Below are 14,146 nucleotides of genomic sequence, written 5' to 3'. Positions count from 1 at the left end.
ACAACCAATGGCAAAATCTACAGCTGGCTCTTTTTCCTTAGGCAATGTTGCGCATCAAGCAATGAGAGGCAGAAGTGCCTGAAACACCAAAAGTAAGCCTGTTCTCACCTGTCATGTCGGGCTGGACGAGACATGACGTGCGGGGGTGTTTCATTCAACCACCTTACTCTTTCTTCTGAAGAGGAACTACGTTCTGATAAAAGCTTCAGCACATTGTGCTTGGGTTGACATGATTTCTTTCGGCCCGCTTAGCTTTTTACTACGGCTTCCTCGCTTTCCTCCCAGGCCAGAATCCCGCCGCTGAGGTTGAGGAGGTTACCAAAGCCGAACTCGGTTTGCAGGCGCTCCACGGCTTGCTGGCTGCGGCGGCCGGAGCGGCAGTACACCACTACCGGGTGCTGCTTGGGGAGGGTGGCCACACCTTTTTCCAGGCTGCTGAGGGGGAGGGAGGTAGCCCCGGGCAGGTGGCCGGCGGCAAACTCGTGGGGCTCGCGCACATCCAGCAGGAAGGGCGGCTGGCCCGACTCCAGCTGCTGCTGCAGCTCGGCCGCGGAAATACTGCGTACTCCGGCTCCGCACAGGTCGGCGTAGTCGCGGGTGTCGGCCGTGTCGAGGTGGATGGCGGCCTGCTCGGGGCGGCGGGCAAACTTGAGGGTGCGGGTCTGGAAGGTGAGGGCGTCGAACAGCCAGAGGCGCCCGCTCAGCACTTCGCCCAGGCCCAGAATAACTTTCAGGGTTTCAGTGGCCTGGGCAGTGCCTACCAGGCCGGGCAGCACGCCCAGCACCCCGGTGGCGTCGCAGTTGGGCGCCTCCTGGGCCGAAGGCGGCTGCGGAAACAGGCAGCGGTAGGTGGGCCCGTTCTGGTAGTTGAACACTGATACCTGCCCCTCGAACTTGTAAATAGCCCCCGATACCAGCGGGCGGCCCAGGCTCACGCAGGCATCGTTGAGCAGGTAGCGGGTAGGGAAGTTGTCGGAGCCATCTACTACCACATCATACTTACTGACCAGCTCACGCACGTTGCCCAGCCGGGCCCGGCAGCTGTGCACCTCCGTGTGCACCAGGGGGTTAATGCGCTTCACGGCCCGGGCGGCGGCTTCGGCCTTCGGCTGGCCCAGGTCGGCGGGGCCGTACAGAATCTGGCGCTGCAGGTTGCTGCGGTCCACGGTGTCGGCATCCACAATGCCCAGGGTGCCTACCCCCGCCGCGGCCAGGTACTGCAGAATGGGGCAGCCCAGTCCACCGGCCCCTACCACCAGCACGCGGGCACTTTTCAGCTTCTCCTGCCCGGCCTCACCTATTTCGGGTAACTGCAGGTGGCGGCGGTAAATCTGGCGTTCTTCGGCGGTAAGCATAAGGGTGACAGGTGACAGGTGAATCGTGACAGGTGATGAGGTGATGAGGTGATGAGGTGATGAGGTGAGGAAGTGACAGGTGACAGGTGACAGGTGACAGGTGACAGGTGAGAAGGTGATAGGTGAGGAGGTGATAGGTGAGGAGGTGATAGGTGAAAATATTCGGTGTCGGGACTATTTCCTTGTCACCGGTCACCCTTTACCTCATCACCATTCACCTGTCACCTCATCACCTGTCACCTGTCACGATTCACCTGTCACTTCCTCAAACCTACTTCCGGGTCATAAGGTTAAACAAATGCCGCCGGGCCTGCGTCTGGCTTGCTGGGCGCCGCTGCTGGCGGCCGTTCTTCTCACCCTCTCCTCCCTGCCGTGTCCGCTCCCGTTTTCCTGCCCCCTACCTCCTACGACTACGTGACCGTGCACAAAGTGCAGGGCCCCGACATGACGACTGCCTCCGATGTGCTGGCCGCCGAAGAGCCCCTGGAAATCAGGGTGGGCTACGGGCCGGTGGGGCAGCGGGAGCACCGCACCTTGTCCATCACCATGCGCACGCCGGGCCACGACTTTGAGTTGGCGGCGGGCTTTCTGCTCACGGAGGGTATTATCCGGGGGCGGCAGGATGTGCACGGCGTCATCTACTGCCCCGATGTAAAGAAGGAAGAAGAGCGCGAAAACGTGGTGCGCGCCGAGCTGGCCCCCACCGCCGCCGTGGATATGCCCCGCCTGGAGCGCCACTTCTACACCAGCAGCAGCTGCGGCGTCTGCGGCAAAACCAGCATCGAGGCCGTGCACGCCGCCGCCTGCCCGGTGCTGCCTAAAGCGGGCCCTTACCTAGACCCGGCCGTAATACACCAGCTGCCCGAGCGGCAGCGGGCGGCCCAGGCCCTGTTTGAGCAAACCGGCGGCCTGCACGCGGCGGCCCTGTTTTCGGCCGAAGGCGAGCTGCTGCTGCTGCGCGAAGACGTGGGCCGGCACAATGCCCTGGACAAAGTAATTGGCGCGGCCCTGTTTCAGGAGCTGCTACCCCTGCACAACGCGGTGTTGCTGGTGAGTGGCCGGGCTTCGTTTGAGCTGGTGCAGAAGGCCGCCGTGGCCGGTATTCCGGTGCTGGCGGCCGTGGGGGCGCCCTCCTCCCTGGCTGTATCGGCCGCCCAGAATTTTGGCATGACGCTCTGCGGCTTCGTGCGCCAGAACCGCTACAACGTGTACTGCCACGAGTGGCGCCTGCAGCAACCCAGCAAATAACGCCTACCCCGGTCCGGCGGGCAAAGCCCGTTGGACCGGGTGGCTCGCCAGCTATACCCCCAACGCCGCCGCAACATCCGGCGGCCAGGCCTCGTCTGAGAGGTAAACCCTTTTGCTCCATGAAACTTCGTATTGAAGATAACTCGCTTCGCCTTCGGCTTTCCGAGGAAGAAGTACAGCACTTCGCCGACGCCGGGCGGGTAGCGGCCGTGGTTCCCCTGGGCCCCACCGATACCGACAGTCTGACCTACGCCCTGGAACGCACTGAAAACGAAGAGTTTCGGGTAACCTACGGGGCCGGAGCCATTACCGTGAAGGTGCCCGCCGCCTTGGCTTCGCACTGGACTACCACCGACCAAAATGGCATTTCCGCTACCCTTATGGTGGCCGATGACCGCCCGCTGAAAATCCTGATTGAAAAGGACCTGGACTGCCAGCACTAGCGCCTGGCGCCGTCTGCCGCCGTACAGTGCCTCTTAGGCGGGGCACAGTAACCCCAGCGGGCGTTTTTGCGTCTGACAAACGGTAGCATTCCGCCTGAAAACCAACATAAACCGGCCAGAGCGGTTGGAGGAACACGGGGGGTACGAAACTGCTTTGCTCACGCATCAGCCGGGCCTCCTGATTTCAACCGAAAACCACGGCCTGCCTGGCTGGGCTTCTGACTTACCATAAAAAACCTGGCGGCCCGGAGTGCCTGGGTCTTTCACTTTCCTTTTGTTCTGACTTGTTATGGAAGAATCCCCCATCAACGACCCCGGCAAGGCTGGCAAAACGCATCAGCAGGCCGCCGAAAACAACGTACCCAAAAGTGGTGAGCGGCCCGATCAGGGCGCAGCCCCCACCAACGACCACTACCGCCCCGATCCGCAGCACGAGCGCGACGAGTCGGTAATTCCCGCCCCCGACGTGGCCAACGCGAAATATCACCACCCCATTCTGGCCCAGCCCCCGGAGGCGCCCACGGGCCTGCGCCTGGAGCAGCGCGCTACGGTAGCGGCCGGCGTCACGGCCGTGCTCAAGTCCATGGAGTTCAGCTGGGGCGAAAGCGGCGTGTCGCGCGGCACGCAGGTGCTGCTGAAGATGAACCAGAAGGACGGCTTCGACTGCTCCAGCTGCGCCTGGCCCGACCCCGACGACCACCGCTCGGTGGCGGAGTTCTGCGAGAACGGCGCCAAAGCCTCCGCCTCGGATGCCGACAGCAAGCCGGCCGGCCCCGAGTTCTTTGCCCAGCACAGCCTGGCGGAGCTTTCCAAGATGACGGACCGGGACCAGAACAACGCCGGCCGCCTGACCCACCCCCTGGTGAAGCGCCCCGGCGACAACCATTACTCGCCCATTGCCTGGCCCGACGCCTTCCAGCTGATTGCCGACAACCTGAACGCCCTGGACTCGCCCGATGAGGCCGTGTTCTACACCTCGGGCAAGGTGCCCAACGAGCCGGCCTTCCTGTTTCAGCTGTTCGCCAAAATGCTGGGCACCAACAACCTGCCCGACTGCTCCAACATGTGCCACGAGAGCAGCGGCGCCGGCCTGAGCCCGACCTTAGGCCTGGGTAAAGGCTCCGTTACGCTCAACGACATCTACGAGGCCGAGGTCATCCTTATCATTGGGCAGAACCCAGGCACCAACCATCCGCGCATGCTCACGGCCCTGCAAAAGGCCAAGAAGAACGGCGCCAAAATCATTTCGGTGAACCCGCTGCTGGAAGCCGGCCTGATGAATTTCAAGAATCCGCAGGATTTCATGAATCCCATCAAAGCGCTGGGGGCCTTGCTCGGCGACGGCACCCAAATCACCGACCTGTTTCTGCAGGTGCGGGTAAACGGCGACATGGCCCTGCTGCGCGGCATCATGAAGCACCTCTTCGAGGCCGAGGACATGAACCCCGGCCAGGTAGTAGACCGGGGCTTCATTGCTGAGTACACCACGGGCTTTGAGTCGTTTGAGCAAAACATCCGCAACACTTCCTGGGAAGATATTGAGGAGCTCAGCGGCATCTCGCGCGAGAAACTGCTGGAAGCCGCCAACCTGCTGGCCCGCAAGCAAAAGATTATCACGTGCTGGGCCATGGGCGTAACCCAGCAGCGCCAGGGGGTGCAAACCGTGCAGGAAATCGTGAACCTGCACCTGATGAAGGGCGCCATCGGCAAGCCCGGCGCGGGCACCTGCCCGGTGCGCGGCCACTCCAACGTGCAGGGCGACCGGACGATGGGCATCTGGGAGCAGCCGACCAAAGAGTTTCAGGATGCTCTGGGCAAGGAGTTCAACTTCACGCCGCCCTACGAGCACGGCTACGACACCGTGGAGGCCATTAAGGCCATGTACAAGGGCAAAACCAAGGTGTTCTTCAGCCTGGGCGGCAACCTGCTGGCGGCCGGCCCCGATACCGAAGTAATTGCCGAGGGGATGCGCAAGCAGAAGCTGACCGTGTTTGTAGGCACCAAGCTCAACCGCGGCCACCTGACCACCGGCGAAACCAGCCTGCTCCTGCCTTGCTTCACCCACGCCGACATCGACATGCAGAAATCAGGGCAGCAAATGACTTCCTGCGAAAACTCCATGGGGGTAGTCAGCCAGAACAAAGGCGTGCTGGTGCCCCTGGAAGGCCAGATGATGAGCGAAGTGGCGATTATCAGTGGGGTAGCCATTGCTACCCTCGGCGAGCGGACCAACATTGCCGACTGGGTGGCCATGACGGAAAACTACGACGTTATCCGGGACCATATTTCGCGGGTGATTCCGGGCTTCGAGAAGTTTAATGAGCAGCTGCGGCAGCCCGGCGGCTTCTACCTGCCCAACGGCCCCCGGGAGCGGAAGTTCACGACCAAAAATGGCAAGGCCAACTTCACCACCACCGAGCTGGAAAAGTTCCAGGTGGAGCCCGACCAGCTGATCCTGATGACTGTGCGCAGCCACGACCAGTTCAACACCACCATTTACGACTACAACGACCGGTACCGCGGGGTGCACGGTGAGCGGCGGGTGCTGTTCATGAACCCGCAGGACATGGCCGACCGCGGCATCAAGGCCAAGGACCTCATCGACATTACCAGCCACTACAAAGGCGAGCAGCGCACCGTGGAGAAGTTCATTGCCGTGCCCTACGAAATTCCGAAGGGCAACGTGTCAGCCTACTTCCCCGAGGCCAACCCGCTGGTGCCGGTGGGCAGTGTAGCCAAGGTCAGCAACACGCCTACCTCCAAGTTTGTAGTGGTAACCGTGGTGCCCACCCGCAAAACCGTAGGTGCTCCGCTGGAACAGCGCTTGGCGGTGGAAACGTAGCCCCGAAAACACCCGCAAAAAAAGCCCGGCCGTGAAAACAGCCGGGCTTTTTCTTGTGGGTTGCCTGAGTTAGAAGGGGTAGCCGATGGCAATGTTGAAGCGGCCGGTATCGGGGGTTTTCTTGTACAGCACCTCCTCCGTGTTCAGCGGATTCCGGATTTCCGTATTGCTGTAGGGCAGGCGCAGGGGGTAGGCGTAGTCGAAGCGCAGCACGAAGAACTGCACATCAATACGCAGGCCGGCGCCGGCCCCTACGGCCAGCTCTTTCAGGAAGGTATTGAAGGCAAACTGCCCGTTCTTGCCATCGGGGTTGCCGTTCTCATCAATGGTCTGGCGGCTGGGGTCGTCGTTAATGAGCCAGATGTTGCCGGCATCAATAAACAGGGCACCCTTCACGTACGGGAACAGGTCCTGGCGGTACTCGGCGTTGGCCTCAATGCGCAGGTCGCCCACCTGGTCGTAGAAGGCGCTGTTTTCGCGGGCGGCGGGGGTGCGGTAGGTGCCGGGCCCCAGCCCCCGGGCGGCAAAGGCCCGCACGCTGTTGGGGCCGCCAATGCCGTACTGCTTCAGGTAGGGTAGCACCCGGGCGTTCTGGTAGGGCAGGCCGGCTCCAATCAGCAGGCGGGTTGCGAACTTGTTGCCGCTGCTAGGGTTGGCGCTGGTGCGGAAGTAGTTGCGCAGCTCCAGATCTACCTTGGTGTACTGCGAGAAAGGCTGGTTCAGGATGGTGTACGACTGGCTGCCATCCGGATTGGTTATCTTCTGCTGGCCCGTCAGGGAGCTGACCAGGTAAGCCAGGTTGCCGGCTACCTCAATGCCCCCGCTAAAGTAAATCTGGTTGCGGCGCTGCTCCTGGGTCTGCTGGTTATAGGTGTAGCGGTAGGAGCTAGCCAGCACAAACTGCTGCCGGAAGGAGTTGTTCAGGAAAGGCCGCTCTACCAGTAGGGTGTCAAATTCCTTTGTGGTGTTGCTCAGGCGCAGGTACTGAATATCGATGGGTCGCAACTCCTGCTCGTTGGTGAGCTTGGTTTTCCAGGTATAGCCGTAGTTGAGGTTGAAGCCCTGCTGCGTAAAGGCATCCACGCGGGTTACAGACCGGATGCCTGCCCCAAAGGTGGTGCGAGGCTGGAAGTCGGAGTTGACCAGCCGGATGTTGAAGGGCGGCGTAATGAGGCGCGGCACCAGCAGCTGGGCATCGGCGCCCAGCTCGTAGCTGGTCAGGCCGATGGTGTTCTGGTTGCTGCGGCGCTGGTTTTCGAAGGAGCCCGTCAGGTTTACCAGCAGTTGCTCGGCCCCGCGCAGGGCCGAGCGGTTACGGAACTGCACCCGGAAGCCCGGCCCCACAAACCCGTTCGACTTGCTCACCAGCAGCACCTCGGCCCGCAGGCTCTTCTTGGGTAGCTGGGTCATGCGTACGTAGGAGTTCAGGAAGCCGTAGCCGGCCGAGTCGGGCTTTTGGCGGGCGGGCCGGAAGCCCACGTCCACGTACTTAAAGGTGCCCAGGCTCATGAGGCGGCTCAGGGTCTGGTCCTGGCGGCGGCGGCGGTACAGGCTGTCGGGGTAAATGAAGGTAGCGTTGGTAATGGCCTTGGCCTTGAACACCTTCTCATCGGGGTAGTAAATGTACCCGCGGTACCGGATGGGCCGCTCGCTCAGCGTGGTATCATTCAGCGAGTAGCTGGTATTCAGCCGGATGCGGTTCAGGAGGTAGGGCTTGCTGGCCTGCTCTGGGGTACGCTCCTTGATTTTCAGATACACGTTTACCTGGTTGTTCAGGGTGCTGTCCACCTGAAACAGGATGTAGTCGGGGTTGAAGTAGTAAAACCCTTGGTTTTTCAGCTCTCCATCAATGCGGATGCGCTCATTCGTGAACGTCTGCAGGCTGTAGGGCTCCCCCACTTTCAGCAGGGACCCAGGCTGGGTTGCGCGCACGGCCCGGGGGAGCAGGGAGTCGCCCTCGGGGAAGAAAATCTCCTTAATCGTGTAGGGCTTGCCCACCGTGGCCGTGTAATCGACGCTGGCGGCCTGGCCCTTCACGGTCACGCGGCTGTGCACCACCGGCTGAAAGTAACCGTTGTTGTAGAGGCGGTTAACCATCAGGCCCTTCACCTTCTGGGTATCTACCTGACTGAGCAGCACGGGCTTCTCGCCGTACTTGTTGGCCAGCCAGTGGCCCAGGCCCTTGGTTTTGCCCTCGCCCAGGTGCCAGAAGTACAGCTTGGGCCGGATGCCCAGGAAGGAGGTGTTGGGCTTGGGCGTAATCACCGACTCCAGCTCCGTGGTCAGTTCGGCCTCGCGCGGGATGGTGCTCTCCGACTTCACTCTCACGGTGCTGCCGGTGTAGAGCTTGCTCCCCTCCGGAATGTACTTGAGGCCCGAGCAGGAAGCCAGCAGCGCCAGCAGCGGCAGCCCTACCCCCCAGCCCCTACCCCGGCCCGGCGGGGAAGCCTGACGATGCGGATCGGCGGCGTCCTTGGTATTCGGAAAGAAGGGCAGATGAGGCAGCATGAAGAACTAGTTCGGAAAAGGGAAAGCGAAAGGTTGGCGTAGCGCGAGGGGGTAGGAAACCGGCAAGTGTCAGCGCCGGGTAGAGTCGGGGCGGGCCGCAGCGCGGGCACTGGTGCGCCGCACCGAATCGGGCCGGGCCGCGTTCGGGCGAAGGCGGGTGGAGTCGCGGCGCGGGGCGTTGGGGGCGGCGTTGGTCGAGTCGCGGCCGGCTTTCCGGTCGCGGCGGCGCTGCTGGCGCTCCAGCTTCACTTCTTCCTTCACGTTATCATCAATGCCCCGGAACAGGTCGGCCAGGTCGCGGTAGTCGCGCTGGAAGATGAGGGAGGCCCCAGTCCGCACAAATTGCCCGTCGATGTCGCCGTAGGCGTTGTTGCGGAAGGCCCGCAGGCGGATGCGGCCATTAGCCAGCACGTTGTACTCCACGCTTACGTCGCCGGCAAAGGCACTTACCCCCGACTGACTCTGGCCGGTGCTGCCCTGGTTGCCGCCGCCCAGGGGCACATCGGTACCCAGGCGCACGGTGAGGCGGTTGTTGAGCAGCTGCCGGCGCACGGCCACGTTCAGGTCGGTGCGGGTTTTTTCGGAGCCGCTGCTGAAGTCGGCGTAGGAGTTCACGCCCAGCTCCACGCCCAGGTTGGAGAGGTAGGAGCCGGTGAGGTTGTTGAGCTGCTGGGTAAGCACCTGGCTGGCGGAGCCGCGGAGCTGCTCGGCTACCAGGTTGCCGCTGCTGCTACGGAAGGGGTCGTCGGCCAGGAAGCGGTTGAGCACGAGCAGGGAGAACACCTGCTTGTTCAGCTCGCTTTCCTGCGAAGGCTGCCGCAGCTGGGTCAGGCGGGCTTCAATGGGGCCGCGCAGGTCGGAGCGGGCTTCCTCGGGCAGCCGGATATCAAAGCTGATAACGGGCTTGAGCAGCTGGCCGGCTACCTTCAAATCTACCTCGAAGGGTAGCTGATTGCGGGCCAGGGCATTCTGGGTTTCATCGGTGCCGCCCTGGGAGGAAATCAGCTCGGCGGGCGCAGCGCGCACCTTGTAGATAGCCGTTACGTTGGCCTGCCCGTTGTAGGGGTCCCCGCTCCAGGTAATGGACGAGCCCGGCGCAATGTCAAATTCGCGGGAAGCCAGGTCATAAAGCGACATCTGATACTTGCCCTTGGCTACGTCGAGGCGGCCGGTGAGGGTGATGTTGCCGGTGGCGTCAATGGCCGTGTTCAGGGTGCCGTTGGCCTGCACGCGCAGGTTGTCGCCGGAGGCCTCGTCCACCACAATGGTAAAGGGCGTGTTGTCCGTTACCGTCACAATGGCCTGAATGTCGTAGCCGGCGGCGGTTTCGGCCGAGTCGACGGCTACCTGCCGGGCCAGCATAGTATCCAGCGGTGCGCTTTTGTCAATGAACTCCACAATCCCGTCGCGCTCCACTTTCACCGGGTCTTCGTTCGGGATGCCCACGAAGAAGTTGGAGCCATCGGCCACCCGGGCCCGGGTGCGCACCACGGGTAGGGCGAGCGTGCCGGTAATGCGGGAGTCGGAATCCACCAGCAGCTTGCCCCAGAACAGGTTGTTCTCGCGCTGGGAGCTTTGGATAGCCAGGAAGTTGGTGGTAGTGGCGCTCAGGTCGAAGCGGAAGTCAGAGGTGTAGTTGGTGGTGCGCACGGCCCCGTTAATTACGGCTTCGTTGCCCACGGAGTCCTTCACCACGAAGTTGCGGAAGCCAATGCCCTCGTTGCTGAAGCGGATGTCCTGGGAGGCCAGGAAGTAGGGCGCCCCCAGCTGGGTGAGGGTGAAGGTGGCGTCGGGGGTAGTGGTGAGCGTACCGTTGATGGTGGGCTGGGCCACGCTGCCCGTCACGGTCAGCTGCCCACTCACGCCCCCGGCCATCTGCTGGAGCTGGCCCAGGGAGAAGGGCTCTATGATCTGCAGGTCGAGCCGGTTCACGTTCACATCAAACTGAATGGGTGAGGGCGGGGTAGCCAGGTAGTAGCCCACGGCGCGCACATCCATACCCCGCGGGTTGGTCAGGCGGGCATCCACGTTGTAGCGGTCGGGGGTAGGGTTGGTGGCCTGCACGGCCAGGTCGCCGATGGCGGCCTTGTTGTACACGAAGCCCGCCAGGTTGGCGTTGGCCGTGAAGGCCTGCCGGGGCTGACCCAAGCTGTAGGCCACGGCCTGCCCGTTCAGGGTGCCCGCAATCAGGGAGTCCTGGAAGCCAGCGGCCCTACCCAGCCCGTTAATGTCAAGGTTCTGCATGTTCACCTGGAGCGGGTACTGGGGCCCGGCCAGAGTTTGCAGGCTCAGTTGGCGCTGGTTACGGCTGATGACCAGGTTCTGGGCGAAGATGGCGCCGGTGCTGGTGGTGTAGCGCAGCTCGTTGTTCGGGGTAATGTCCCACTGCTTCTGGTCCAGCATCAGCTTGGGCTCGAAGCGGAAGGCGTAGGCCGTGCCCTGGTTGAGCACCCGCAGCACCCCGGCCAGGTTCAGCTTCTCGGCGCTGTCCGACTCAGCAATGCGCAGGCGCGTCCCGATTTCGTTGTTCTGAATGCTACCCGTCAGGCTGGGGTTCGGAATCTGCAGGGTTGTGTCCTGGCTGATCTGGCGCAGGCCCAGGGCGTAGTCCAGCTTCTGGGGGTCCGACTGCACGGCCAGTTTCAGGGAATCCAGGGCGTAGCCCAGATATACAATGCGGCCGATGCGGGTGTTCAGGCGCAGGTCGGCCTGGCGGCTGTCGTAGGAGCCGGTGAGCTTGAAGGGCGTGAGGCGCTTGAGGTCGGGCACGAGTTGCTGCACCAGGCGCGGCTGCTTGAGGTTGGCCTCAAACGTAAACTGTCGGTACTCTGAGGAGGGCCGGTACTGCACGCCGGGCAAATCAAAGTACCGGTCGATGTGGCGCTGCAGCTCCAGGGCCAGGTCGCCGAGGCGGGTGTTGCCGCGCAGGGTCAGGTCGGCCACGCTGGAAGCAAAGTCCACCTCGGTGCGGCCCGTGCGCTGCACAATGCGCCCGCTCACCGAATCAAGGGCAAACGGCCGGTTGTTATTCACAATCACAATGCGGTTACCCGAGAAGGTTCCATTGATGGTGTTCAGGTCGGCGCCGCTGATGTTGGCCGTCAGGTCGCCCTGCACGCGCAGGTCGCCGCCGGTGTAGAAGCCCAGGGCCGTCAGGTTGGCCCCGCGCAGGTTCAGGCGGTCCACGGTGTAGGTGGGGTTGGAGGCGTTGCGCAGGTCGATGGTGGCCAGTAGGTCGAGGTTGAGGTTGGGGTCATCCTTGCTGCTGGCATCTACTACGTAGCGGTTCCGGTCGATGTCCACCTTCGCCGTGATGCCGCGGTAGGTGTAGCCGTTGTAGGTAGCCTGCTGCACGTTGGCCTGCAGGGTGCCGCGCAGCTGGTTGGGGTCGAGGCCGCCGCGCCCGTTCAGGGTGCCGCTGGCCGTTACCTTGCCAATGGTCGGGTCACCGAGGAACTTGCCTACGTCGAGGCCCTGGGTGTTGAAGGTAGCGCGCACCGGCTCCTGGCCCTGTGGCCCCTCGCCCACGTTCACCTTGGCCGCCACGTTGCCGAAGCTGGTGGTAGCCCGCAAGTCGGTGTCAAATACCAAGGCCGTGGGCCGGCCCCGGAACGTGCCGCTTACCGTCAGGCGCGGGGGTAGCTGGTAGCCGGCCGGCAGGGTGCCGGGGGGTAGCAGGCCCTTGATGTCGGCGGCGGTGGAGGTAAACTCCTGCACGTTGAAGTCGGCGTAGAGGCGGCGGTCGGTGTTGGGCAGCCCCTGAATCCGGCCGCTGGTGCGGATGCGGGTGCCCTGCAGGCCCTGCAGGTTGATGTTGTTGAGGGCCAGGTTGCTGATGCGGCCGCGCACCTGTCCGCTCATCGTAATTGGGTCACTCGGGTCGATGCCCAATTCCGGCAGGGTGCCGGCGGGTAACAGGCTGCGCATATCGGCCTCGGTGGTGCGCACGTAGCCCAGGTTCAAATCCAGCACCAGGCGGTCATCGGTGTTCGGCAGGCCCTGGATGCGGCCGCCCCCGCGCACTACGGTGTTGCGGAGGCCCACAAAGTCGAGGTTCTGCACGCGCACGTCACCCAGCCGCCCGCTCACCAGTCCCGAAATCAGGAACGACTGGTTGGGGCCGCTGCTGAACGGAGGCGTATCAATGAGGCTGGGGGTGATGTAGAGCACGTCGCGGAAGCCCAGGCGGGCCTGGCGCAGGTCGCCGTTGAGCTGCAGGTTGGGCAGGTCGTCGGCAATGCCGGCCAGGTCCTTGTAGCCAATGCCGATGCGGCGCTTCAGGTGGCTGTGGGGCGTCACCAAATCCAGGTCGTTGAGCTGAATGCGGTGGTCGTCGTAGTGGACCTGGGCGGCGGCGCGGGTAATGGCAAAGCCGCTCTGCTCCTGGCCCGCCAGCTGGGTAATGCGGCCGGTGGTGCTGTCGGCGGAGTAACGCAGGTTCTCGGTGTTGAGCGTGAGGTTCGTGAACTTCAGGTGGTTGTAGTCCATGCCCCGGATGCGCGTTTTCTGCCGGGGCTGGTTGAAGTTGTCGAAGGCCACATCAACTCCCGAAATATCCGACTGCTTCAGGCTCACGACCCAGCTGGCCTCCTGGCCGGTGGCGTTTTCCACGGCGGCGTTCAGGTCGCGCACGGCTTCGGCCGGGTTTACTACCCGCTGCTCCACCGGCACGTTCTCGTTCTGAGCGTAGGCGAAGCTGGTGTTGCGCAGCTTCAGGGTGTTCAGGGCCACGCGGCTGTTCACCAGGTCAATGTTGTCGGCCGTCACGTCGGCCTCTCCCACGCGGGTGCTGATAAACTGGGCCGAGGGGTCGTTGCGGTAGGTCAGGCTCACGTTCTGGAGCTGGGCCCGGTTCAGGCCAAACTCCAGCTTGAGGGCCGCCGTGTCCTGGGGCGTATCGGGCGGCACCTTGGTTTGCCGGATGTTGATGCCCGTGTTGCGCAAGGCCGCCTGGTCCACCCGATAGGTAGAGCCGTCCACATCCACCTCGTCCATGCTCACGGCCAGCTCCCCTACCCGGGTACGCACGTTCATGCCATCTACCTGGTCGTTGTAGGTGAGCAGGATGTTGGTCAGGCGCAAATCCCCGATATCATACTTAAAGCCCGCGCCGGTGGTGTCGGCGGGAGTAGCAGCCACGGTGGTGGTGTCGCCGCTGGCAAAGGCATTGACAATGAAGTCGTAGTTCGAAATGCTGTCGGGCTCGGTGCGCGTAATGGCCAGGCGCCCGTCGTTCAGCTCCAGGCTCTTGAGGTTAATCTGCGACTTGGTCAGGGCCCAGATGTCGAGGTCCACGCCCAGGTGGCCTACTGACAGGAGCGTGTCGCCCTTCTGGTCCTCGATATAGACCCCATCGAGGCTGATGGCGTGCTTGAAGTCCGTGCGAAATTTTGCGATTCGCACGTCGGTTTGCAGTTTGTCCCGTAAATATCCTTCAGCCTTCCGGGCGGCGAAATCTTGCCCCGCGTTGGTTTGCAGGAACACGAAGATGCCGGCCACCAGCAGCAGCACCAACCCAATGAGCCCGAGCAGGGCGTACAGAATACGACGCAGGTAGAGAGGCAAACGACAGACCAGTAGAAATGAAACTCAGTCAGCCAAACGGGAAAATGCCCGCTCAGGTTGGCCGCGCTCTGTTTTTACCGACCTATTGCCGTCCTACATCGGCCAGAAGATTGTTCCTATCGAAGAAAGGAGGAAGCCTGATATAAATATCGTAGCTTCCGAATATATATTTCCTTTTCCGTCCG

6 protein-coding genes are annotated in these 14,146 nt (G+C 62.7%); 3 read left to right on the top strand and 3 right to left on the bottom strand.

Annotation, left to right across the window (positions count from 1 at the left end):
* Positions 1-248: 248 nt before the first annotated feature.
* Complete coding sequence (moeB, locus tag GGU46_RS00750) at positions 249-1,355, bottom strand: molybdopterin-synthase adenylyltransferase MoeB (RefSeq protein WP_183401694.1); 1,107 nt, start codon at positions 1,353-1,355, stop codon at positions 249-251.
* Positions 1,356-1,727: 372 nt separating this feature from the next.
* On the opposite strand from moeB, the gene fdhD reads away from it, so the two are divergent.
* The 3 genes from fdhD (at position 1,728) to GGU46_RS00735 (ending at position 5,888) form a co-directional block, all read left to right on the top strand.
* Complete coding sequence (fdhD, locus tag GGU46_RS00745) at positions 1,728-2,603, top strand: formate dehydrogenase accessory sulfurtransferase FdhD (RefSeq protein WP_317171825.1); 876 nt, start codon at positions 1,728-1,730, stop codon at positions 2,601-2,603.
* Positions 2,604-2,722: 119 nt separating this feature from the next.
* The gene (locus GGU46_RS00740) at positions 2,723-3,046 is read left to right on the top strand and encodes a DUF7009 family protein (RefSeq protein ID WP_183401693.1); all 324 of its coding nucleotides are present in this window, start codon (positions 2,723-2,725) and stop codon (positions 3,044-3,046) included.
* A 289-nt stretch (positions 3,047-3,335) separates the two neighbouring features.
* Positions 3,336-5,888 carry an FdhF/YdeP family oxidoreductase gene (locus tag GGU46_RS00735; protein WP_183401692.1) on the top strand — a complete coding sequence of 851 codons (2,553 nt, stop codon included), beginning with the start codon at positions 3,336-3,338 and terminating at the stop codon, positions 5,886-5,888.
* 69 nt (positions 5,889-5,957) lie between these two features.
* Here the strand turns inward: GGU46_RS00735 and tamL are convergent, their stop codons facing one another.
* Positions 5,958-8,396: a translocation and assembly module lipoprotein TamL gene (gene tamL / locus GGU46_RS00730; protein WP_183401691.1), complete on the bottom strand. Its 2,439-nt coding sequence runs from the start codon at positions 8,394-8,396 to the stop codon at positions 5,958-5,960.
* A gap of 69 nt (positions 8,397-8,465) precedes the next feature.
* Positions 8,466-13,961, bottom strand: a complete 5,496-nt coding sequence (locus GGU46_RS00725) for a translocation/assembly module TamB domain-containing protein (RefSeq protein WP_183401690.1) — start codon at positions 13,959-13,961, stop codon at positions 8,466-8,468.
* Positions 13,962-14,146: the final 185 nt, after the last annotated feature.

It is taken from the genome of Hymenobacter latericoloratus (assembly GCF_014199535.1).
In the GTDB taxonomy this organism is placed as follows: Bacteria; Bacteroidota; Bacteroidia; order Cytophagales; family Hymenobacteraceae; genus Hymenobacter; species Hymenobacter latericoloratus.
This window is presented reverse-complemented; position numbering and strand designations above follow the sequence as displayed.

Bases quoted from the DNA above. Each gene is read 5' to 3' on its own strand.
- moeB (WP_183401694.1), bottom strand. From the start codon at position 1,355: ATGCTTACCGCCGAAGAACGCCAGATTTACCGCCGCCACCTGCAGTTA.
- GGU46_RS00740 (WP_183401693.1), top strand. From the start codon at position 2,723: ATGAAACTTCGTATTGAAGATAACTCGCTTCGCCTTCGGCTTTCCGAG.
- GGU46_RS00735 (WP_183401692.1), top strand. From the start codon at position 3,336: ATGGAAGAATCCCCCATCAACGACCCCGGCAAGGCTGGCAAAACGCAT.
- tamL (WP_183401691.1), bottom strand. From the start codon at position 8,396: ATGCTGCCTCATCTGCCCTTCTTTCCGAATACCAAGGACGCCGCCGAT.